Raw genomic sequence first — 20,401 nt, 5'->3', positions numbered from 1 at the left:
CACTGGGTCGTTTTTACGCCCGGAACCCCTACTTGATGACACGATGAACCAACTCGTCGACGGCGAGTGGCGGACGGACACGTACGAATCGACCAACGAGGACGGCGAGTTCGAACGCCAGTCGACGACGTTCCACGACAGCATCGAGGACGACCCGGACGCCGAGTTCCCCGCCGAAGCCGGACGCTACCACCTCTACGTGAGTTACGCCTGCCCGTGGGCACACCGGACGCTGCTGGTCCGCGCGCTGAAGGGACTGGAGGACGCCATCACCGTCGACGTAGTCGACCCGTTCCGGGCCGAGGACGGCTGGCAGTTCACGCCGGAAAAGGCGGGCTGTACCCCGGATACGGTCAACGGCTTCGACTACCTCCGGGAGACGTACGTGAAGGCTGACCCGGACGCCACCTGTCGCGTGACCGTCCCCGTACTGTACGACAAACAGCAGGACACCATCGTCAACAACGAATCCGCCGAGATACTGCGGATGCTCGACACCGAGATGGACGGTGTGGCGACGCGGGACGTGGACCTCTACCCGGAGGGCTACCGAGAGGAGGCCGACCGCGTCATCGACGAGATTTACGACCCCATCAACAACGGTGTCTACCGCGCCGGGTTCGCCAAGTCACAGGCGGCCTACGACGACGCAGTCGCGGAGTTGTTCGACGCCCTCGACCACTGGGACGACGTACTCGCCGACCAGCGGTACCTCGCCAGCGACCGCCTGACCGAAGCGGACATCTGCATGTTCACCACGCTGGTTCGGTTCGACCAAGTCTACCACACCCACTTCATGTGCAACAAACAGCACGTCCACGAGTACGACAACCTCTGGCCGTACCTGCGTGACCTCTACCAGACCCCCGGTGTCGCGGAGACGGTGAACATGGACCACATCAAAGAACACTACTACACGACCCACCCGGACGTGACTCCCTCGGGGATAATCGCGGCTGGGCCGGACCTCGATTTCGAGGCCGACCACGACCGCGACGAACTGCCGGGCGACCCGCCCGAGGACCTGTTGGCACTGGTCTGAACCACAGAGACTCGGAGCGTGAAGAACCAGCGCGCCGCTATACCCGCTCGACGCGGTGGCTGTACACCTGCTCGTCGAAGTCCGCTCGGCTATCCTCGGCGTCGGTTCGTCCCGACAGCATCGGGACGACAGGCACACCCGTGTTCTCCGCGTCGGTGTAGCGTCGTGTCATGTGTCTCGTCGGCGGGAACAGCGAGGACTCCCCCACCCCCACTGCCGCCGTAATCTTTCAGGGTCGTTCATTGCGTATAAAGGTAATCATCTTTCACCGCCAACAGGGCTGTCGGCGTGTTCACCCGGCAGAAGAGGGGCCATTAAGTAATTACAGTCGGTAACGACGGCCGATGAAGGGGAATTGGGGGAGGGGCAGTTCGGGTGGCGGCGACACTCGCGGCGTCAGTCAGGCCGTCAGTGTCGTGCTGTTGATTGCAATCGTCGCGTTGCTCGCGGCAGGTGTCGGGACGTACTTCGTCGCGTTCGGCGGTGAAATCGACGAACCGGCACCGCGGTTCGCGCCACTCGTCACGTACGACGACGAGTTGGACGGCGACGGACAGAAGCTCACAGTCACCCACGAAAGCGGTGACCGGATACCGACCGACCGCCTCTCCGTGAGGGTACAGGACGCGGTCGTTCACAACGGCAGCGACCCCAGCGCGCGCACCCGGGCGCGCTTCGAGGACGGTGCCATCGAGGCACAAGTCGGCGAGACGTTCAGGTCACCGGACACCATCGAGTTGAACGCATCCGCCTTCGTCGCGGCGAACGACGGACAACCGCTCGGGAGCAACGAGTCGGTCGACCTCTCGACAGCGGCCGTCCGAATCGTGTGGGAGAGCGACAGTAGCACGCGGACAGCCGTTATCTTCGAGTGGCACGGACCCAACCGGAACACGACGACATGACCGACGAGACGCTGCCCTGCGAGGCGTGTGGCGAGACGGTGCCCCGCGATGCGGCGACGCGGCGGGAGACCATGGGGTCGCTGGACCCGACCAAGTGGCAGACGCTGTGCTGTCCGACCTGCGGGGCGCGGTTGAAGACGGTGTTCGTCGGCGGGGAGTGACCTGAACGACTATCCGTCGGCAGGCCACACTGGTGGTATGCCCGTCACCAACGAGAGCGACACCTTCGATATCGGCGGCGAGTTGACCGTCCACCGACTCGGCTTCGGCGCGATGCGCCTCTGTGGCCCCGACATCGTCGGCCCGCCCGAGGACGAGGACGCCGCCCGGTCGGTACTCCAGCGGGCGGCCGAACTGGGCGTCGACTTCGTCGACACCGCCGACTCGTACGGCCCCGGGGTCAGCGAGCGACTCATCCGGGAGGCCGGCGTCGCCGAGGAGATGGTCGTGGCGACGAAGGCGGGCCTGCTCCGCAACCGCGAGAGCGACTGGCTCGCCCACGGCGACCCCGACTACATCCGCAATCAGGTGCTGGTGAGCCGTGACCGTCTGGGCGTCGACACCATCGACCTCTACCAGTTCCACCGCCCGGACCCGGACACGCCCTTCGAGGACTCCGTGCAGGCGTTCGCCGAACTGAAAGACGAGGGGCTAATCCGACACGTCGGTCTCAGCAACGTCAGCATCGAGCAACTGGAAACCGCCCGCGACATCGTGGACGTGGCGACGGTCCAGAACCGCTACAACCCCGGCGACAGGGAGGCGGCGGACGTACTCGCGGCCTGTGAGGAGTACGGTATCGGGTTCATCCCGTGGTTCCCGCTCGGGTCGGGTGACCTCGACGAGAAGGCGAGCGTCGTCGCCGACATCGCCGACAGTCACGACGCCTCACGGATGCAGGTCGCGCTGGCGTGGCACCTCCAGCACTCGCCGGTCACGCTCCCGATTCCAGGCACGTCGAGTCTCGCCCACCTCGAAGAGAACGTCGCCGCGGCCGCGTTGGAACTCACCGACGACGAACTCGCGCGACTGAGCGAGTAGGTCAGTCCTCGCGGTCCGTCCAGAAGTCGAAGGAGCGACCGGGAACGAAGACGTCCAGCCCCACGGCCACCTCGTCGCCGGTGTTCTCGACGCGGTGGGACTCCCACGGGTCGAGCCACACCGAGTCGTACTGGCCGAGCGTCGCGGTGTCGTCGTCGGTGACGACGGTGAGTTCGCCCGCCAACACGAGGCAGACTTGGCCGTTCTCGTGGTCGTGCATCGGCGAGGAGTGACCCGGCGGCTTCTCGAACCACTCGAGGGTCGCGTCCTCGCTCCCGGCCAGCGCGACCCGTCGCCACCCCTCGTCCGGTTCGTACGTCTCGGCGTCATCGAAGTCGACGCGTTCCATGTCCGTCGCTTCGGCCGCAGGGCCGAGTAGGCTCCGGTTTCCGAGTCCGACTGCTTTTGTATCCTGCCGGACACCGTACGGACATGAGCGACGGGCCGCTGTACGTCGGTGTCGACTGGAGCGACGGCGGATGGCTGGCCGTCGCGTTCGACGGCGACGGGTTCGACCACGCCGAGGTGTTCGACGGCGTCGGCGGGGTGTGGGGCGAGTACGAGGACGACGCCGAGCGCGTCCTCGTCGACGTGCCGGTCGGCCTCCTCGACGAGGGTGAGACGGAGCGACCCTGCGACCCGGCGGCGCGCGCTGTCGTGGGGCCACAGGCCGAGACGATACTCACGCCGCCCGTCCGGGAAGCCGCCCGGAAGCGGCGCTACCCGGCGGCGAACCGGGCCACCGAACGCAAGACGGGGCACCCCCTCTCGAAAGCCGCCTTCGCAATCAGCGACGGTATCGTCGCCGTCGACGAGTTACTGCAGGAGGTGACCGAGGCGCGGACGGTACTGGCCGAGTCTCACCCCGAAGTCTGCTTCCGGGCGTTCGCCGGGACGACGCTCGACCACGCGGCGGCGACGGCGGCGGGCTACGCCGAGCGGATGCGCGCACTGGCGACGTTCGACCGCGACGCGCCGCCGGTGGTTCAGGAAGTCGCCGAGGCGACTGCGGGCCACGAGATAGCCGTCGAGAGCGTGTTGGCCGCGGTGGCACTCGCGTACACCGCCGCACCGGGACCCGGCACGCTCCGGACGCTCCCGGCGGACCCGCCGACGGACGCGACGGGGCTCCCGATGGCGATTCACTACCGGGCGGAGCAACCGCTCGAACCGTGATGCGACTCGGCGGCTGAAATAACAGAACTCGGTCGTCTCTGCCGTCTCAGAGGCGGGTGACGTTGGTCGCCCGCGGCCCCTTGTCGGCCTGTTCGATGTCGAACTCGACTTCCTGTCCCTCTTCGAGGTCCGGGCCGCCGACGTCTTCCATGTGGAAGAACACGTCCTCGTCCGCGTCCTCAGTATCGATGAAACCGTACCCGCCTGTGTCGTTGAAGAAATCGACCGTACCTTGCGCCATTGCGACCCGAGAGACTATCTCCGCGGACATAACGTTTTCGAGGGACCGACGCGCGCCACGTACCCGTCCCACAGCCCCTGAGAACGCAGCTACCGTCGTCCTGACCGGCCGAGGTGGTCGTCACTCGCCGGTCAGTGCGTCCCGGATGATAGCCTCGACCTCGGTCACCGACGGGTCGAAGCCCTCGGGGCCGAGCGGGAAGAGGTGGTCGTCGAGGGTGTACTCGGCGGCACTGCGGAGTGTCGCGTCGGTCGGGTCCACGACGTCGTCGAGGCGTGTCGGGAGGTCCAGACCGGCCCGAATCTCCCGGACGGTATCGACGACGACGGCCGCCGGGTCGGCCGGGTCGCCGTCGACGAGTGCCTCGGCGAGCAACTCGCGGCGGCCGTCCACCCGGTCGAAGACGGCGGCGAGGACGTGCGGCGCGAGGACGGCGTGGGCGACGCCCTGCTGGACGCCGAACTCGGTCCTGAAGGCGTGGCCGAACGCGTGAATGACGTTGAACTTGACCGAGTCGGGCACCGAGAGCCCGTACTGGGCCAGCAGGATGCCCGTCACCGCCCGCTCCATGACCGCCGGGTCGTCGGCGTCGCGCAGTCGAGGGAGCGAAGACCGGAGGTATCGCAGCGAGCGGAGTGCCGTCGCGTCCGTGACCGGGGTCGCGTTCCGGGAGTAGACGGCTTCGAGTGCCTTGTCGAACCCGTTGAACGCCGACCCCGCGAGCACGTCCATCGGCGTCGTGTCGAAGGCGTTCGGGTCGTAGAACAGCCCCGTCGGCATCAGCGCGGCGTCGGACATCCCCGCCGCGACGCGCCCCTCGTCGGTCGGAACCGTCGTACTCCCCATCACCGAGAGGTCCGCCCCGGCGAACGTCGTCGGCACGGCGAAAGCGGGTGGTATCAAGTCGCCGTCGGGGACGGCCAGACTGCCCGTCTCCTCGACTTCGGCCTGCACCGCGTCGATGTCACGGGGTTCGGCGTGGAGGATGCCCGCGGCCTTCGCCACGTCCATGCTACTCCCCGCACCGACCGGGACCAGCGCGTCCGCACCGACCTCGCGCATCCGCGCTGCGGCCGCGAGTGCCGTCTCGACGCGTTTGTCGGGCGTCGTCTCGGCGAACACGCCCGCGAGCCGGTCCCCGAGTCCCGCCAGAATCGGGTCCATCAGGTCGTCGTTGGCCCCGACGTTTCGCCCGCAGACGACGAGCGCGCTGTCGAGGCCTCGGTCGGCCAGCGTGGCCCCGAGGTCGGCGACACAGCCGCGTCCGTAGTGAATCGCGCCGGGCTGGTAGTCGTGAACGAACGGCACTGTCTCGACTGGCATACCGTCCGCACGACCCGGGCCAGCCAAAGCGTTTCGGCGGGGAGTGTATCTCGACCGCCTCGTCGCGGCCCACAGCCGCGAGAGCGGGGTACGCTCTTGTATCTCCGGTGAGTACGCCGGACCGTGTTCCGAACCGTCCGCGACGCCGCCCCTGCCGTCCTCGTCCCGCTCGCGTGGCTGGTCGTCGACGCGGCCCACCGCGGCCTCGTCGGCACGGACGCCGTCTTCGTCGCCCACCTCGTGATGGCCGCCTTCGTCGCCGTCTTCGCCATCACCGGGTGGTCGGCGATGGGCCGCGGCGCGCTCCGGGCGTGGCGCGCCGTCCTCGTCGCCGGCCTCGGCGTCACCCTCGCCGGCATCGCCGGCTTCCGCCTGTCCTCGGAGCCGTTGTTGACCGTCAGCGTCGTCGGTTGGATGGTCCTCCCCACCGCCGGCCTCGCGTACACCGGCCGCGCGTTCCCCGCCGCCCGCCTCCCCTACTACGTGAGTGCCGCGCTCTCGGGACTGGGTGCCGTGGTGTACGTTACCACGCTCGTCCGGTCGGGACTCCTGCCCTCCAGCGTCGGCATCGCGCTCGTCGGCGTGGGTCAGACCATCGGAATGGTCGACGCCGTGCTGCGGAGTCGGTGACGCTGCCCGACTGCGGCCGTGTCGAACTGTCCCCGTCGGCGTCGAACCGTCCCCGGCAGGGGCCGACGCGTCGGTTACGCGCCGTCGGCCGTCCCACGGGCGAGGAGTTCCCGTGCGAGTGCCAGCGCGGCAGTGACGTGCGCCCGCGCCTGTTCGTTCTCGGGGTTCCCGGCGTTCTCCAGCAAGTGTCGGACCTGCTCGGCGCGTTTCTCGACCACGCTGTCTGGTGCCGTCCCGTCGGCGATGTCGGCCGCGGCGGCCTGCGCTTCGCCGAGCCAGCGGTTCGTGGTGGGGTCGATGGGGAGCCGTGCGGTGGCTTCGAGGTGGTCGTGGAGGGCCGCGACCAGTTCCGCGCGGGACAGCGTCGCCGGGTCGACGTCGGTATCGGGCATACCCCGACGATGGCACCGCGGGAGCGTAACTGTGGTGTGTGCTATCGCACGCTCGTGGGCAGACTTTCGAAATCCTTTTTCGTCCCACCGTCGCAGTCACTGACGCCCGACGGCGCGCCGCCTTAGCTCAGACTGGGAGAGCACTCGACTGAAGATCGAGCTGTCCCCGGTTCAAATCCGGGAGGCGGCATTATACTCACAGTTCACATGCCCGTGACTGACGAGTGTGCGATTTGCTATCCGAGGTTCGCCCGTCGAATCGAACTGTCGTCGATACCAGACCCATCCTCCTGGCCACGAGAGTGGCGACTGTCCGATCGAGTCTATAAAATCGTAATTAGTAAAATCGAGATTTAGATAACCGGAAACATAATCACGGCCGAGGCGGAACAGGGTGTATGGCACGCCAGCGTTTCGTCGACCGCGAGGACGAACTCGAACTGCTGGACTCGCGGTTCGAGAGCGACACTGCCGAACTGATCGTCGTCTACGGGCGACGACGGCTCGGCAAGAGTGCGCTCGTTCGCGAGGCGGTCCGAGAGCGAGAGAACGCGATCTACTGGCAGGCGACTGAGGAGACGACCGACGCACAACTCGCTAACTTCGTCGACACGGCCAGCGAGACGTTTCCGCTACTGGAAGACATTCAGCGCGACTGGGAAGCCCTGCTCCGGGCACTCGGTCGCGAAGACGCGATCGTCGTCTTGGACGAGTTCCCCTATCTCGTCGAATCAGACGACGCACTCCCGTCGAAGATACAGCGCGTCTGGGACACACATCTCGAGGAGACGGACACGACACTCGTGCTCGTCGGCTCGTCGATCAGCATCATGGAAGACAAGGTCCTCAGTGGTGGCAGTCCGCTGTACGGTCGTCGGACGGCAACTATCGACCTGCCACCGCTCGGCCTCACGGATGCACAGCAGTTCTACCCCGGTGATGACTCGGACGAGGTCATCCAGGCCTGGAGTGTCTTCGGCGGGACGCCGTACTATCTCCAGGCGCTCGATCCGTCTCGCTCGCTGGCCGAGAACGTCCAGTCGCAAGTACTCTCGGAGCACGGCGTCCTCCACAACGAACCGGAGTTCCTGTTACGGACGGAGTTCGGGATTCGAGAGCCACAGACGTACTACACGATTCTCCGGGCGATTGCGACCGGGAAACGCGCGGCAAACGAGATCGCCGGGTTCGCCGGGGTTGACTCCAACGCGCTGGGTTCGTATCTCTCGAAGCTCCGACGGCTCAGACTCGTCGAACGCGATATTCCCGTGACTGCTGACCCCAACTCGACGCGGAAGAGCCGCTACCGGCTGAAGGAACCACTGTTCCGGTTCTGGTTCCGGTACGTCTACGGCCAGCAGGGCGAACTCGTCCAGCTCGGCGAGGACGCCTACGAGCAACTGATCGAACCCACCTTCACCGACTACATGGGGACGATGTTCGAGCAAGTCTGTCAGAACGCGCTCCCATCGTTGATTCCAAAGACGTACCAGGGAATCGGCTACTGGTGGCACCAACAACACGAGATCGACGTCGTGGGACTCGCGAGTGACGGCACGCTTGTGGCGGGTGAGTGCAAGTACACCAGCCGCGAGATGACCGAGGGAGACCTCGCTGACCTCGAGCGAAGTGTGTCACAGGTTCAGTGGTCGCCACCGAACGAGAGCGGCCGCGAGGAGCAATACTGTTGTTTCTGTCGCTCCGGATTCTCCGACGGCCTGAAAGACGTGGCAGCGGACCGCGACGACGTGTTACTCTTCACACCCAGCGACATCGTGCCGGACGGTGGTAGTAAGTGAGTGAAATCGGTCCAAACTCTGGGAGGCGGCACTTCTCTGGACCCGACCGCCGAGCGAAGCGAGCCACACGCCCGGACTGTCTCGGCGAGGGTCACGATTCGAGAGGCGATATTTGCTCCGTAAATCACGAGCGTGGAGGTCACACAATTTTCGTCGCCGGTTGGCGATAGTGTGACCGTCCGACCCGGTAGAGGTGATAGGGACGTACCGTGGTCCGACTCAGGCCGTCAGTCCTTGAAACAGCATGAACACTCCCAGAAACGCGAGAATGAGGCCCAGACAGTACGCGGCGAGTTGGTCCGACAGTCCGCCGCTGTCGTAGATGGAGACCGAGTCGAGAAGACTCCGAAGCCCCATCATATCCGCGGGAACGGTAAAGAACGGGACGCTGAGGAGGGCGACGGCTACCCCGCCCCCGACGAGAGTCAGGTTAGCCATGCCGACCTCATCATAGCCAGTTGAAATAAACGTTGCCCGGCGGTCGTTGGGCTTCGGAGTCCGTCATTTGCCGTGGGCGACAGCACGCACGACACCGCCGGTGTCCCGGGCACGCATATATCAGCGTTCAGCCCGTACCCGAGACAATGGCAGAGAGGGCGGCGACCGACCGCGAGCGGGCCGAGTCGGACGTGGCAACGCGGCGTGACGCGGGGGGCGACGGCACCCCCGCGCTCGCGGTCGAGGGTGTCTCGAAGCAGTTCGGGAGTGGCGAGGACGCGGTGCTCGCCGTCGACGACGTGAGCCTGACGGTCGAACGGGGGTCCATCGTCGGTCTGCTCGGGCCCAACGGGGCCGGCAAGACGACGCTGTTGAAGTGCGTGCTGGGCATCGTCGTCCCCGACGCGGGGTCGGTCCAGGTGTTCGGCACCGACGTGGCCGACGGGCGGCGGGCGGCGTACGCCGACGTTGACGCGATGTTGGAGGGGGCGCGCAACGACTACTGGCGGCTCACCGTCCGGGAGAACCTGCGGTACTTCGCGACCATCCACGGCGTCGACCCGGATTCGGTTGCGGCGCGGCACGACCGACTGCTCGACAGACTGGGCCTCGCGGGGAAAGCCGACACACCGGTGCGGGAACTCTCGCGCGGGATGAAACAGAAGGTGTCGCTGGCGAGCGTGCTCGCGGGCGGTGCCGACCTCGTCTTTCTCGACGAGCCGACGCTCGGCCTCGACATCGAGAGTTCCCGGACGCTCCGGCGGGAACTGCGCCGACTCGCGCGTGAGGAGGGGCTCACCATCCTCGTCAGCAGCCACGACATGGCGGTCATCGAGGACGTCTGTGACCGGGTCGTGATGATGGCCGACGGGCGTATCGTCGCCGACGACACGGTGACGGCACTGCTGTCCGGGGCCGACCGCGACGCGGTTCGGGTCACGAGTGCCGACATCGACGACCACGTCGTCGCGACGCTCCGGGACCGGTTCGAGGTCAAGACGGTTGAGTCGGTCGACGGCCGCACGAGGGTCGAAGTCGCCGCGGCGGGTGACGCGCTGTACGACGTGATGGCCGTCCTCCGCGAGGCGGGCGTCACCGTCGAGGACGTTCGAACCGTACAGCCGGAACTGGAGGATGTGTTCGTCGACCTGACTGGACTGCAACCGGGTGGCGGTGACTCGGGAGGGGCACCGTGAGCCGGGACGCCGGGTCGGCGACGGCCGGCGACGGAGACAGCGTGCCGCCGCCGGACAGCAGAGCCGACGCCGAACCGCGACCAGCCACGTACTATCACCTCGCGCGGGCGGTACTCTACCGCGAGTATCTGATATTCGTCCGCTACCCCGCCAACGCGGTCGGCGGCATCGTCATCGCGCTGTTTTTCTTCGGCGTGTTGTTCTACGGCGGGCGACTGCTGGCGGGGCAAGCACTGACAGACTCCCTCGAAGGCATCATCGTCGGCTACTTCCTGTGGACGCTGTCCGTCGGCGCGTACTCGTCGGTGTCGAACGACATCGGCAGCGAGGTGCAGTGGGGGACGCTCGAACGGCACATCACGACGCCGTTCGGGTTCGCACCGGTCGCGCTGTTGAAGGGCGTGGCGAAGGTGGTCCGGACGTTCCTCACGAGTGCCGTCGTGCTGGTGGTCATGCTCGTGCTGACGGGCACGCACCTCAGCCTCGAACCCGTGACCGTGGTCGTCGTCGCGGGACTGGCGATAACCTCCGTGTTGGGGCTCGGCTTCGCGGCCGGTGGGGTCACGGTCCTGTACAAGCGAATCGGCAACTGGCTGAACCTGCTGCAGTTCGGCTTCGTCGTGTTGATTTCGGCACCCGTGCTGGACGCGCCGTGGACGCGCGTCCTCCCGTTGGCACACGGGAGCGCGCTCCTCCAGCGCGCGATGGTCGACGGCGTCCGACTGTGGGAGTTCGGCCCCGGTGACCTCGCGTTGCTCGTCGGCGTCGCCGTCGGCTACCTGCTGGGCGGCTACGTCGTGTTCCACTACGCGACGCGACGGGCGCGGCGACTCGGCGTCCTCGGCGATTACTGAACACAGTCCGTGGGGCGACGTGTCATCACACGCTGAACGGGCAGTTACGGGCGGCAACCGGGTCAGTCCGATTCGGCGAACTCCGGGGTCGTCCACGGTTGCGATTCGGTTAGTCGCGCGACCTCGGCGTCGGCGGACTCGTCGCCGGCACAGATGACGACCGGTTCGGACTGCAGTGCGTAGACGCTCATCTCCCGCCCGCGAGTGGAGTACTGGGTGTCGACTGGCTCTACGAGTTCGACGTCCGCCAACTGGCTCAGGTGATGGAGTGTGTTCTGTAGCGACGTGCCCGCGCTCTCGGCGAGGACTGACGGCGTCTTCGGTTCCTCCCTCAGTGACGCGACTATCGTCCGTGCCGTCCCCGAGGCGAGTGCGTCGAGCATCGCACCGGCGTCTTCGAGCGGTACGAATCTCGGCTCCCGGTCGGGTTCTGTGGTGTTCGACTCCGTCGGAAAGATGCTCTCTCCCATCAGTACCTGTCAGTTCCAACTCCATCGACGTATACCGACCCGCAGTGTTTCAGAACGGGAAACAGCGGTCCGTCTCCGGTGCCAACTGGCCGACCAGAACCGGCATGCGGCCGGACCTCGCCGTTAGACGGGGCGGCCGTCTAGAGAATGCCGTCGACGACACTCACGATGCCGTTCCCGAGTTCGACGAGGGCGGTTTCGTCCGGCCCACTCCCGACGAGACACTCGGCACTGTCGAGTTCAGCGTCCGTCAACTGTGCCTCGACGCAGTACACGCCCCGGTCGAGTGGCTCGAAGATGCTCACGACTGCTTGGGGAGGGACGACGTTCGTCTGACTGAACACCACCTCGTCGTCGGCGTCGAGCAGTCGGACGGTAACTTCGTGTGCGTCCGCGCTGTCGTAGTTCCGAACGACGACGCTCTCGTCGCTGACGGCCGGTTGCTCGGCGGTGGAGGGGAACGTAACGGCCTCGCGGGTTCGGTTCTGTCGCCGGAATTCGGGGGCCATACGTACGTGTAGCGGCCCCGGCTACCTATATCGGCGACCACTGTTTCTGGGCCGGAAACACGCTCACAGCGAATCAGGGACTGCGTGGGCGAAGTCGGGTGTCGGCTCCCCAGTGACGTGACGGAACGCGAGCGCGCGTGTGGCACACAGCCGTGACAGTCGCGGTGAGAGACGTGCCGGCGTTCGGGCGAGCGGGAGTTGGTCCATCGCGTGGCGCGTCAGTTCCGTCTGCCGGCGGCGGCGGCGAGTTTCGTACGCGGCGAGTGCGGCCGCCCGTTCCGAGGGGCCGTACGCGAGCGTGTCCGCGAGAACCCACGCGTCCTCGACCCCCAGTGCAGTTCCCAAGCAGTCCCCCGGAAGCGACGAGCGTGTCGACGGACCGGCGAGTGCCACGCCGTCGGCGCGAATCGACACCGGGACGGCGTGTGGAAACTGCCGGTACTGGAGCGCGTGCCGGTCGAGGGCGGTGAGCGGGTTCCCGAACGACCCGGACTCGAAGCGGTCCCCGAACTGTGCGTCGAGTGCCTCGACGTCGACGGGAGTCGCGCGTGTCTGCTCGGCGACCGAGACGAGGCGAACGTGGGCCCCGTCCCCGGCGGGAACGGAGAAGGCGGCGTGGTCGTGTCCCCACGCCTCCGTCGGACTGCTCGGAGCGGGAACCGTAGTCGGCCAGTCGAACTCCCAGACGTGGACGGTCGTCGAGCCGGGTCGTGTCCCGGCCACCGGCAGCAGCCTCGGGTCCGTCGTGACGACGGCATCGAAGGATTCCTCCAGCCCGTGGTCGAACGTCACGTCGACACCCGCCGCGGTCGGTGTGACCCCTATCACCGGTCGCTGGACCGTCCGAACGCGGTCACGGACCCGTCGGTCGAGCAGGTTCCGAAGGCTGTCCCGCCGGACGGCGAGGAGCGTGGGTACGTCCGTCCGTTCGCCCGCCCACGAGGACCCGGCAGACGGGCAGTTCAGTCGGTCGAGGCGCGTGCCGAGTCGTTCGACTGGTCGCCTGAGACCGAGCCGTTCGAGCAGTACCAGCCCCGAGTGCCAGAGCGTGACAGTTGCCGAGTGCGTTCCTGCGTTCGAGGGCGGTACCAGTACCGGGTCGAGGCCAGCCTGTTCGAGAAACCCAGCAGCGGTCGCGGCCGTCAGGTCGTCACCGACGACCAGTACCTGCCGGTCGTGTCTGTGGTCGGGCACCGTCCGGTCGGCCCGTCCGTGTCGGCCCCCGTCGTGTCGCAGACTGTCGCAGTCGGTTGGCACCCGCGTCATCCGCTCACCGACTGGGCTGGGGAGTCGGTCGCCCGCGAACGGCGGCTTCCGTCCGACGACGCACGCCTCGGTGTCCGCGTATCCATAAGCGAGCATAGGACGGAGTGTCCCCTAAACGGGTGGCGCGTGTTTCTGGCTCTGAGAACCGACGAGTCCGTCGCGACTCCGCACCGTCGGCGGCGGCTGCCGCGCCCCGGTCATTATAGATAGCCCCCTGTTGGCATCACAGTCAGTCAGCGTTGCCACCACGTTGTGGAGGGTTCGGGTCGTTGTCCTATTCGATGACGGTGAACGAGAGTCAGACCCGGTCGAGTTCCGCACCGCCCACCGCCCGGTCCCCGGGTGGACACGACGAGTCGGACGACTCGCCGGATATCCCGGTCGAGGAACTCCTCGACCTACTCGGTGACGAGTACGTCTGTGATATCCTGCGAGCGTTGGCCGGCGGTGAGATGCCAGCCAGAGACATCGCGGACCAGTGTGAGATGTCTCGCCCGACGGTATACCGGCGACTCGACCGGTTGACTGACGCTGGCGTCGTCGAGTCGCGGGTACGGCCGGAGGCAGACGGGCACCACAGACAGGGGTTCCGTCTGGCTCTCGACGAAGTCGCGTTCCGCGTCCGTGAAGACGGGTTCGATAGCAGCGTTCGGGTTCGAGACGCTGCGAGCGACTGACGCTCCCGCCCGTCATCAGCCGCCGACCGGTCCCCGCTGCCCTCTCCCGCTTCGGCCCGCCATCCGTTCGACATTCACGTCCCTGCCCCCGCACCCACGGCCCCCCGAGAACACGTACCCGTCGTCTGTCCCCCGCGGCGTTTCGGTCTCGCCTTCAGGACGTGGACCCATCGTGAGACCCGAACAGCAGGTCGAACACCGTCTGTTCACCGAGCCTGATGTGTTTGTTCACGGTCGGCTGTGTGATGCCGAGGGCGTCGGCGACGTCCTCACCGCTGTTCTCGCGCGGCCACTGGAAGTAACCCATCGCCTGTGCGGTCTCCAGTGCTTCGTACTGGCGGTCGCTCAGCCGCCGTTCGAGTCGGTCGTGGAGTTCCCGCGGTGTCGCTCCAGTCTCTCGATGGTGTCGCTGAGCGTAGAGTTCGACCCCGACGAGTTCGTCCTGGATTCGCTCGACGATGGTTCGTGTGTCCGTCTCGCTCGGGAGTTCGACGACCAGTCTGACACCGTCGTCGGTGCCGCGGGCGCGACGGAGGAGGCCGCCGTACTCGGATATCAAGGACCCGAACCACGACGAGCCACGCCGTTCGATGACTGCCACGCCGTCCCGTCGTGAGACGACCGTCACGTCGCCGGGCAACACGGCGTCTGCCGGGGCCGTTAGTTCTTCAGGGAGGTCGCCTTCGAGCCTGTAGTAGACGCTGACCGCCCCGTCCTGTCGGCGGACCGTCCGCCGGTGACGGACCCGACAGTCGAGGCGTCCTGCCAGACGGGCCATCGGCAGGTCCGTCCCGTCGCCCCGGAACTCGAGTTCGAGCGTGTCGTCGGATTCGAGCGCGCGCTGTCGGTCGGCCGCGGTGATTGCGTACCCGATAGACGTGCCGAGTTGTGCGAGGACGTCGACCTCTCTGTCACCGAACGCGTCCGGTTCGTCCGCAAGTACCGTGAGGACGCCGTGTGTGACACCCTCGTAGGAGAGCGGGATGGAACAGACCGACCTGACACCGCGACGGAGGAGGCGTTGTCGCCAGTCGCCCTGCCGTCGTCCCCCGACGAGGTCGTTGCTGACGGCGGACCGTCCCGCCTGCCACGCCTCAGCCGCCGGGTTCAGGTCGTCGGTCGCGTCCGTGTCTGCCAGAATCTGCTCGACGTCGTCGCGTGATATTCCGGCGGTCGCTCGCGGTCGCAGGATGTCAGTCCCGACTTCCGCCTCGACGACCCACGCGGCGTCGAACGGGTCGACGTCGGTCAACTCGGCACACACCGCCTCCTGAATACCCTCCCGTGAGGACTCGGTGGTTATCGCGGCTTCGACGCGCTGGGTGAGTTCCGCGATGGACTCCAAGCGGCGCGCTCGCTCGGTTTGTGCTTCGAGTTCGGCGCGTCTGGATTCGAGACGGCGTTCGCCACGGAGTCGATTGAGTGCCGCTTCGAGCGTCGCGGCGAGAATGCTCGCGGCGTCCGTATCGAAGGAGTCACCCGGCTGCCACACGACGAGCAGCCCGTTACCACCGAGCGGGAACAGGAGTGCCGTCTCGTCCGGAACGCCGTCCGTAAGCGCGTCCCTACCGTCCTCGATTCGTCGCATCCGTTCGTCGACGAACGCGGCCCACGCGGGTTCCTGTTCGGGGGTCAGTGCGGCGAGTTCCGCCGTGGGCGGTAACTCGGGTCCGGTCGCCGCCGGGTCGAGCCGTCCGGACTCGTCGTCGTACCGGTACACAACGGTCTCCGGCAGGTCGAACACGCTCGCCGCCGCTTCCACCGCGGTCCGACTGGCTTCGGCGGCCGTGTCGGCAGTCGTCAGTTCCGCCGTCGCGTCGTGGAAGGACTCGAGCGTCTGCTCGCGCTCTTTGCGCGCCGTCACGTCCCGACTCGCGACGATGATTCGTGGTCGGTCGTCTACCCAGTCCGTCGGATAATACTCCGACCTGACCCACCGGATGTCGCCGTCGGGGCGTCGGATGCGGTACTCGCGGGTGTACCTGTCGCGTGGCTCACCGCGCTCGATGTCGGCGACGATTCCCTCGACGAACGCGCGATACCCGTCGTAGTCCTCGGGGTGGAGCGTCGAGAAGAAGGCCTCGTCGTGTGTCTCCTGAATGCGCTCGAGTGGCTGTCCCCAGATGTCCTCGTACCCGGAACTCACGAACTCCGCAGCGGGAGCGCTCTCGTCGAGTTCGGTCGCCGGCGCGAGGAATATCGCCTCGTCGATGCGGTCGACGATAGCACCGAGACGGCGTTCGCTCTCGCGGAGTTGTTCGGCCCGGTGGACGCGTTCGAGCGCGCTCGCGGTGTGACCCGCGAGTACCTGCATCACGTCGACGAGGTACGGTTCGTACGCGTCCTGACCGCGCTCGCCGGCGGCGAGCAGTCCCCAGTCACCGACCGGAACGACGATGCACCGGTCGAGCGGGTTGTGTGGGTGGTGGTCACTCGGATTGTACGTCGTCGCGTCCTCGGCCTCGAACACCTCGTACTCCACGTCGCCCGGCGTGAACGAGACGGGGCCGTCGTCCATCGCCTCGACGGGGTCGGTTCCCGCGACGTACTCCAGACGGTCGCGCTCTTCGCGGTGCTGCCAGCAGGCTGTCATGGGTAGTCCCAGCACGTCCTGTGCCGTCTCGACGGCGATGTCGTAGACCGCTTCGGCCGTGTCGACGTCTTGGAGTCGCTCCGTCGCGGTCTGGAGTTGCTCGACCGCCCGTTCGCGTTCGCGCCGCTCGGTGACATCCCGGAAGTTCGCCATCGTCGCAGGTTCACCCTCGTGGCGGATGCGCGAGACTGCCAGTTCGAGTGTCCGCCGGTCGCCCGTCGCCGTCTCCACCTCGACATCGTACTGACTCGGCGGCGACTCACCGGCCACGCGACGCTCGTAGCGTTCGCGTATCAGCGCACGCGATTCGGGCGCGAACACCGCCTCGAAGGGCATCTCGAAAAGTTCCTCGGCGGAGTAATCCGTGATGTCGGTGAACTGCTCGTTGACGAACACGTACTCCCCGTCCCGAACGACGGCGACGCCGTCGGTACTTTGCTCGACGAGCGTCGAGTACTTCTGTCGCTCCTCCTCGATGGCACGCTCGCGCTCGCGCCGCTCCGTGATGTCCGTGTACCAGACGTACGCGTGGCGGTCGCCGCCACTCACGAACGGGAGCACTCTGAGCAGGAAGGTCCGGCGGCCGTCGTCGGTCTCTCGGCGGACTTCTGCCTCGACCGACTCCCCGGCGAGTGCCTGCTGCCGGATTTCCTCGTATCCCTCGCGTTCGTCTTCCGGGACGATGACGTCCGCTATCGGCCGGTCAGTCGCGGCGTCCGCCTCGAACCCGAACGCGTCCTCGAAGGCCGGATTGACCTCGGTGATGTACGGGTCGCCGTCGACGAACTCGACGCCCATTATCGGGTCCGGCGTGTTCTCGAACAGCACCGACCAGCGGTCGCGTTCGGTCGCCAACTGAGACTGCCGTTCCCGGCGCGCCGTCACGTCGCGGGAGATGGCGAGGAACCGCTCTTCCCCGTCGATGACCGCACGCGTCGGATTCACCTCGAACCACTTGGTGGTGCCTGTAGCCGTCTCTATCGCCTGTTCGTACGGTTCGACAGCTTCGCCAGCCATCACGCGGTCGATGACCGACGAGACCTGCTCGGGGTCGAACTCCGGGGTCGAGACTGTCAGCCCCTCCGCCCCGCGTTCGAGGAGGGCCTCCTCGTCGTAGCCGGTGATGTCGCACATCGTCTCGTTCACCGCCAGCATGTCGCCAGTCTCGGGGTCGTGGACGGCGATAGCGTCGTTGACGCCGTCGAAAATCTGCTCGTACTCGCGTTCCCGCCGTCGGCCCCGGTGGCCAGTCGCGTGCCCCTCGACGATCGTCTCGAGATGGGCCACGACAGTGCCAGGGTCTGTCGCGGGCAGCGACCGGGGAAGCGTACTGCTCGCGCCCGCCTCGAGTGCCGCTGTTGTGTCAGTTGTCGCGTCCGCAGCGACGAGGACGACGACCGGAGCCTCGGAGTGTGTCTCGCTCACTCGGCGCAACGTATCCTGCCAGTCCGTACTGCGGCACTGGTCGAGGAGGAGACAGTCGAAGTCGTCGGTTTCGGACAGTTCGTCCGGTGTTCGTGGCGTAGCAGTGAGTCGGTTCCCGGCGTCTGTCGTCGTACCGTGGAGTCGCTCGGCGATGTCACGGCCCCCCAATGTGGCCACTTGAAGTGTCCCGTGCGCGAGTGTCATCGGTAGCGCATCACGTTATTATTAGTAACCAACACGACGAACGACAATAAGCACCCGCACGACTGACCGTGGTCGGGGGTGACACAGCGGGTGTTCCCGGCGGTGCTGACTGTCGGTCGAGTCCCAGTCGTGCGTGTCCTCCCGTTCTGTCGTCGTTCAGGCCGTTTCGAGCGCGTCGACGGTCTGCTGGCAGGCCGCCGGCGTCGCCCGTGCCACGGCCGTCGCGACGATGTAGTCTTCGAGGACGCTATCCAGTCGCCCGTGGGAGATGTCACCGCGGAACCGCGAGAGTTCCCGGTCGGCGTGTGAGACGCGCCACGAGGCGTCGCTGACGACTGTCCGCGCCAACCCAGAGTCCGGACTTTCTTCGAGTGCGGTGTCGAGGGCGTCGTAGGCAGTGGTGCGGGCCTCGCGAACCGCCTCGGCACTCTCGGCACTGGTTATCTCCCCGGCGTCGACACGCTCCCGGACGCGGTCGAAGGCTCGGAACTTCGCGAGACGGTCGGTCGCGTCGACGACTGCACTCGCCGGTCCGGGCGCGTCGCCGGCCTGCCTCGGGTCGTCGACCTGCCGACGGAGTTCGTGGACGGTTCGTTCGACGAGCCCCCAGTCCTCGGCGGTCGGTTCCGGCGGGAGGGCCGCGCGACGCGAGCGGATGTCGGCAAACAGCGACTCCGCGGCCCGCGTCAGGACGCCCTCGACGGTCCCTGCGTCGTCGGGGAGCGACGCGGTAAGCCGGTCGTCCAAGTGCCGGGCATCGGCGACGTACGCCCGCGCCAACTCGGCCGTCTCCCCCCACTCGGCGACGGTCAGCAGTTCCCCCTCGTTGTGGGTGTGGGGCCGGTCGTTGTCGGTCACCCACTCCAGCGCGTCCTCGATGCGGGCGTGGACCAGTGCCGCCGCGACGGGGTCAGTCCCGACGTACTCGTGGTCGTTCCGGACTGACCGCGCGTCGGTGACGGCCCGCCCGTGTTCCCGTTGGAGCGGGTCGACCGACAGGCCGCGGTCGGCGACGGCCCACCCGGCGGCCGCGTACCGGGCGTGTTCACGCGCATCCCGGAGCGACTGGAGCGCGACCAGTCCGGTCCGAGCGGTGCGTGCCTCGTCGAGTCCCTCGGTGGCTGCCGCCGCGGCGTCGGTGAGACGTTGGCGGACGTGGCCGTTCGGAACGTCGTCGGGTCCCAGCGGCGTCGGCAGTTCGGCGAGCAGACTGGTGACCCGGTCACGGGTACTGGCGAAGTATCCGGGGTGGATGTCGACGGGTACCGAGGGCGCGACGACCGGTTCTGGAATCGAGTCCGCGTCGACGTCCGGCAAGTCGTACGCGCGAATCGTCGACTCACTGTCGCTCGCCAGGCCGTCGAGGGAACTACAGCCCCCGAGGACGCTCGCACCGGCGACGGCCAGCAGGCCACGACGGGTCAGGTGAGTCCCCTCGGTCGATGGCGTCCCGTCACGCATCACTGCCCACCCCCGTTCGTCGCGTTGTCCTCGGCCGGTGTCGCCTCGCCGCTCTCGGGAGCGGTCGCCACGCCCGAACTGTCGCCGACCTCGGCATCGGGGCCGGGACGGCTTCGGTGGCACGCACCGGTCCCGATAGAGGTGCTGTGGCCGTGCACGCCGTCGGCGTCGAGGGGGTCTGGGATGCGGATGAGTCGCGTCTCGAAGACCCGTTCGTCGACACCACACCGCTCGTCGTAGGGTCGGGTACGCCGACTGTAATCCGTCGACACCTCGTCGGCTTGCCAAGAGATGCGACAGAGGTCGAGTCGGAAACACTCCTCGACCCGAATCGTCTCGACGTACACCGCCTCGGCGTCGAAGTCTGTCGCGTCGAGGAACGACCCAACCGCTTCGGCGTCCACGCTGTCGGCCATCGAGAGCCGGTCCGCGCGGGCATCGGTATCGACGACGACCGAGTCGAGATGTCGCTCCCGGCGACGCGGCGTCGGCTGACCGTCCCCGTCGGAGTCGGCGAGCCAGACCGGCTTGCCGTCGCTGTCGACACGAACGAGCAGTGCCTCGGGGTCCGTCTCCGTCCCGGACGAGGGGCCGTCCGTGACCGTCCGCTCGCCGTTCCCTGCGACATCCGATGACGAGCTAGAGCTCCCAGCCAACCCGTTGCACCCGGCCAGCGTCGCGGCCGCACCGGCGAGTAGCGTAAGCGACTCACGTCTGTCCATACGTCCCCTACGGCAAACCGGTACAAGACGGCGGTGA

The 20,401-nt window shown here is 67.1% G+C and carries 22 protein-coding genes and 1 tRNA gene; 11 read left to right on the top strand and 12 right to left on the bottom strand.

What is annotated here, in order from left to right; all coding sequences use genetic code 11:
• Nucleotides 1-43 precede the first annotated feature (43 nt).
• Nucleotides 44-1,042 carry a glutathione S-transferase family protein gene (locus MUG95_RS09945; RefSeq protein WP_247006194.1) on the top strand — a complete coding sequence of 333 codons (999 nt, stop codon included), beginning with the start codon at nucleotides 44-46 and terminating at the stop codon, nucleotides 1,040-1,042.
• A gap of 37 nt (nucleotides 1,043-1,079) precedes the next feature.
• On the opposite strand, the gene MUG95_RS16905 is transcribed toward MUG95_RS09945, so the two are convergent.
• On the bottom strand, nucleotides 1,080-1,214 hold the full coding sequence (locus MUG95_RS16905) for a hypothetical protein (RefSeq protein ID WP_256463851.1): 135 nt from the start codon (nucleotides 1,212-1,214) through the stop codon (nucleotides 1,080-1,082).
• 172 nt (nucleotides 1,215-1,386) lie between these two features.
• Here MUG95_RS16905 and MUG95_RS09940 point away from each other — a divergent pair, with 172 nt between their 5' ends.
• Genes MUG95_RS09940 through MUG95_RS09930 form a run of 3 tightly spaced genes read left to right on the top strand, consistent with a single transcriptional unit; the run spans nucleotide 1,387 to nucleotide 2,988 of the window.
• Complete coding sequence (locus MUG95_RS09940) at nucleotides 1,387-1,947, top strand: type IV pilin domain-containing protein (protein WP_247006192.1); 561 nt, start codon at nucleotides 1,387-1,389, stop codon at nucleotides 1,945-1,947.
• Nucleotides 1,944-2,108 (top strand): hypothetical protein, encoded by a 165-nt coding sequence (locus tag MUG95_RS09935; protein ID WP_247006190.1) that lies wholly within the window; start codon nucleotides 1,944-1,946, stop codon nucleotides 2,106-2,108. The genes MUG95_RS09940 and MUG95_RS09935 overlap by 4 nt, the downstream gene beginning before the upstream one ends.
• A 37-nt stretch (nucleotides 2,109-2,145) precedes the next feature.
• The gene (locus tag MUG95_RS09930) at nucleotides 2,146-2,988 is read left to right on the top strand and encodes an aldo/keto reductase (RefSeq protein ID WP_247006188.1); all 843 of its coding nucleotides are present in this window, start codon (nucleotides 2,146-2,148) and stop codon (nucleotides 2,986-2,988) included.
• A gap of 1 nt (nucleotide 2,989) precedes the next feature.
• Here the strand turns inward: MUG95_RS09930 and MUG95_RS09925 are convergent, their stop codons facing one another.
• On the bottom strand, nucleotides 2,990-3,337 hold the full coding sequence (locus tag MUG95_RS09925; protein ID WP_247006186.1) for a cupin domain-containing protein: 348 nt from the start codon (nucleotides 3,335-3,337) through the stop codon (nucleotides 2,990-2,992).
• Nucleotides 3,338-3,420: 83 nt separating this feature from the next.
• Between MUG95_RS09925 and MUG95_RS09920 the strand changes: the two genes are divergently transcribed.
• A complete protein-coding gene (locus MUG95_RS09920; RefSeq protein ID WP_247006184.1) occupies nucleotides 3,421-4,164 on the top strand; it encodes a DUF429 domain-containing protein in 744 nt (247 codons plus the stop codon).
• A 46-nt stretch (nucleotides 4,165-4,210) separates the two neighbouring features.
• On the opposite strand, the gene MUG95_RS09915 is transcribed toward MUG95_RS09920, so the two are convergent.
• Together MUG95_RS09915 and MUG95_RS09910 are read right to left on the bottom strand one after the other, a co-directional pair.
• The gene (locus MUG95_RS09915; RefSeq protein ID WP_247006182.1) at nucleotides 4,211-4,405 is read right to left on the bottom strand and encodes a cold-shock protein; all 195 of its coding nucleotides are present in this window, start codon (nucleotides 4,403-4,405) and stop codon (nucleotides 4,211-4,213) included.
• 120 nt (nucleotides 4,406-4,525) lie between these two features.
• A complete protein-coding gene (locus MUG95_RS09910) occupies nucleotides 4,526-5,728 on the bottom strand; it encodes an iron-containing alcohol dehydrogenase family protein (protein ID WP_247006180.1) in 1,203 nt (400 codons plus the stop codon).
• 123 nt (nucleotides 5,729-5,851) lie between these two features.
• Between MUG95_RS09910 and MUG95_RS09905 the strand changes: the two genes are divergently transcribed.
• Nucleotides 5,852-6,358, top strand: a complete 507-nt coding sequence (locus MUG95_RS09905) for a hypothetical protein (protein WP_247006179.1) — start codon at nucleotides 5,852-5,854, stop codon at nucleotides 6,356-6,358.
• Nucleotides 6,359-6,432: 74 nt separating this feature from the next.
• On the opposite strand, the gene MUG95_RS09900 is transcribed toward MUG95_RS09905, so the two are convergent.
• Nucleotides 6,433-6,750 (bottom strand): DUF8152 family protein, encoded by a 318-nt coding sequence (locus MUG95_RS09900; RefSeq protein ID WP_247006177.1) that lies wholly within the window; start codon nucleotides 6,748-6,750, stop codon nucleotides 6,433-6,435.
• Between the two features lie 116 nt (nucleotides 6,751-6,866).
• Between MUG95_RS09900 and MUG95_RS09895 the strand changes: the two genes are divergently transcribed.
• A tRNA-Phe gene (locus tag MUG95_RS09895) sits at nucleotides 6,867-6,940 on the top strand.
• Nucleotides 6,941-7,148: 208 nt separating this feature from the next.
• Entirely contained in the window at nucleotides 7,149-8,549 is a 1,401-nt protein-coding gene (locus MUG95_RS09890) for an ATP-binding protein (RefSeq protein WP_247006175.1), read from the top strand.
• Nucleotides 8,550-8,768: 219 nt separating this feature from the next.
• Here the strand turns inward: MUG95_RS09890 and MUG95_RS09885 are convergent, their stop codons facing one another.
• Nucleotides 8,769-8,987: a hypothetical protein gene (locus MUG95_RS09885; RefSeq protein WP_247006173.1), complete on the bottom strand. Its 219-nt coding sequence runs from the start codon at nucleotides 8,985-8,987 to the stop codon at nucleotides 8,769-8,771.
• A gap of 146 nt (nucleotides 8,988-9,133) precedes the next feature.
• On the opposite strand from MUG95_RS09885, the gene MUG95_RS09880 reads away from it, so the two are divergent.
• Together MUG95_RS09880 and MUG95_RS09875 are read left to right on the top strand one after the other, a co-directional pair.
• Entirely contained in the window at nucleotides 9,134-10,183 is a 1,050-nt protein-coding gene (locus tag MUG95_RS09880; RefSeq protein ID WP_247006171.1) for an ABC transporter ATP-binding protein, read from the top strand.
• Entirely contained in the window at nucleotides 10,180-11,037 is an 858-nt protein-coding gene (locus MUG95_RS09875) for an ABC transporter permease (protein ID WP_247006169.1), read from the top strand. Before MUG95_RS09880 ends, MUG95_RS09875 begins: the two co-directional genes overlap by 4 nt.
• 62 nt (nucleotides 11,038-11,099) lie before the next feature.
• Here the strand turns inward: MUG95_RS09875 and MUG95_RS09870 are convergent, their stop codons facing one another.
• The 3 genes from MUG95_RS09870 to MUG95_RS09860 form a co-directional block, all read right to left on the bottom strand.
• Nucleotides 11,100-11,507: an ArsR/SmtB family transcription factor gene (locus MUG95_RS09870; RefSeq protein WP_247006168.1), complete on the bottom strand. Its 408-nt coding sequence runs from the start codon at nucleotides 11,505-11,507 to the stop codon at nucleotides 11,100-11,102.
• 140 nt (nucleotides 11,508-11,647) lie between these two features.
• Entirely contained in the window at nucleotides 11,648-12,016 is a 369-nt protein-coding gene (locus tag MUG95_RS09865; protein WP_247006166.1) for an Ig-like domain-containing protein, read from the bottom strand.
• A 63-nt stretch (nucleotides 12,017-12,079) separates the two neighbouring features.
• The gene (locus MUG95_RS09860; protein ID WP_247006164.1) at nucleotides 12,080-13,378 is read right to left on the bottom strand and encodes an FAD-dependent oxidoreductase; all 1,299 of its coding nucleotides are present in this window, start codon (nucleotides 13,376-13,378) and stop codon (nucleotides 12,080-12,082) included.
• 185 nt (nucleotides 13,379-13,563) lie between these two features.
• Between MUG95_RS09860 and MUG95_RS09855 the strand changes: the two genes are divergently transcribed.
• Nucleotides 13,564-13,959 carry an ArsR/SmtB family transcription factor gene (locus MUG95_RS09855; protein ID WP_247006162.1) on the top strand — a complete coding sequence of 132 codons (396 nt, stop codon included), beginning with the start codon at nucleotides 13,564-13,566 and terminating at the stop codon, nucleotides 13,957-13,959.
• Nucleotides 13,960-14,113: 154 nt separating this feature from the next.
• Here the strand turns inward: MUG95_RS09855 and MUG95_RS09850 are convergent, their stop codons facing one another.
• The 3 genes from MUG95_RS09850 to MUG95_RS09840 form a co-directional block, all read right to left on the bottom strand.
• The gene (locus MUG95_RS09850; protein WP_247006160.1) at nucleotides 14,114-18,181 is read right to left on the bottom strand and encodes a PAS domain S-box protein; all 4,068 of its coding nucleotides are present in this window, start codon (nucleotides 18,179-18,181) and stop codon (nucleotides 14,114-14,116) included.
• A gap of 156 nt (nucleotides 18,182-18,337) precedes the next feature.
• Nucleotides 18,338-19,642 (bottom strand): hypothetical protein, encoded by a 1,305-nt coding sequence (locus tag MUG95_RS09845; RefSeq protein WP_247006153.1) that lies wholly within the window; start codon nucleotides 19,640-19,642, stop codon nucleotides 18,338-18,340.
• The gene (locus MUG95_RS09840) at nucleotides 19,642-20,364 is read right to left on the bottom strand and encodes a hypothetical protein (protein ID WP_247006145.1); all 723 of its coding nucleotides are present in this window, start codon (nucleotides 20,362-20,364) and stop codon (nucleotides 19,642-19,644) included. The genes MUG95_RS09845 and MUG95_RS09840 overlap by 1 nt, the downstream gene beginning before the upstream one ends.
• Between the last annotated feature and the right edge of the window lie 37 nt (nucleotides 20,365-20,401).

The organism is Halorientalis litorea, assembly GCF_023028225.1.
Taxonomy (GTDB): Archaea; Halobacteriota; Halobacteria; order Halobacteriales; family Haloarculaceae; genus Halorientalis; species Halorientalis litorea.
Note: the sequence above shows the minus strand (reverse complement) of the source record. Positions and strands in the feature narration are given on the sequence as shown.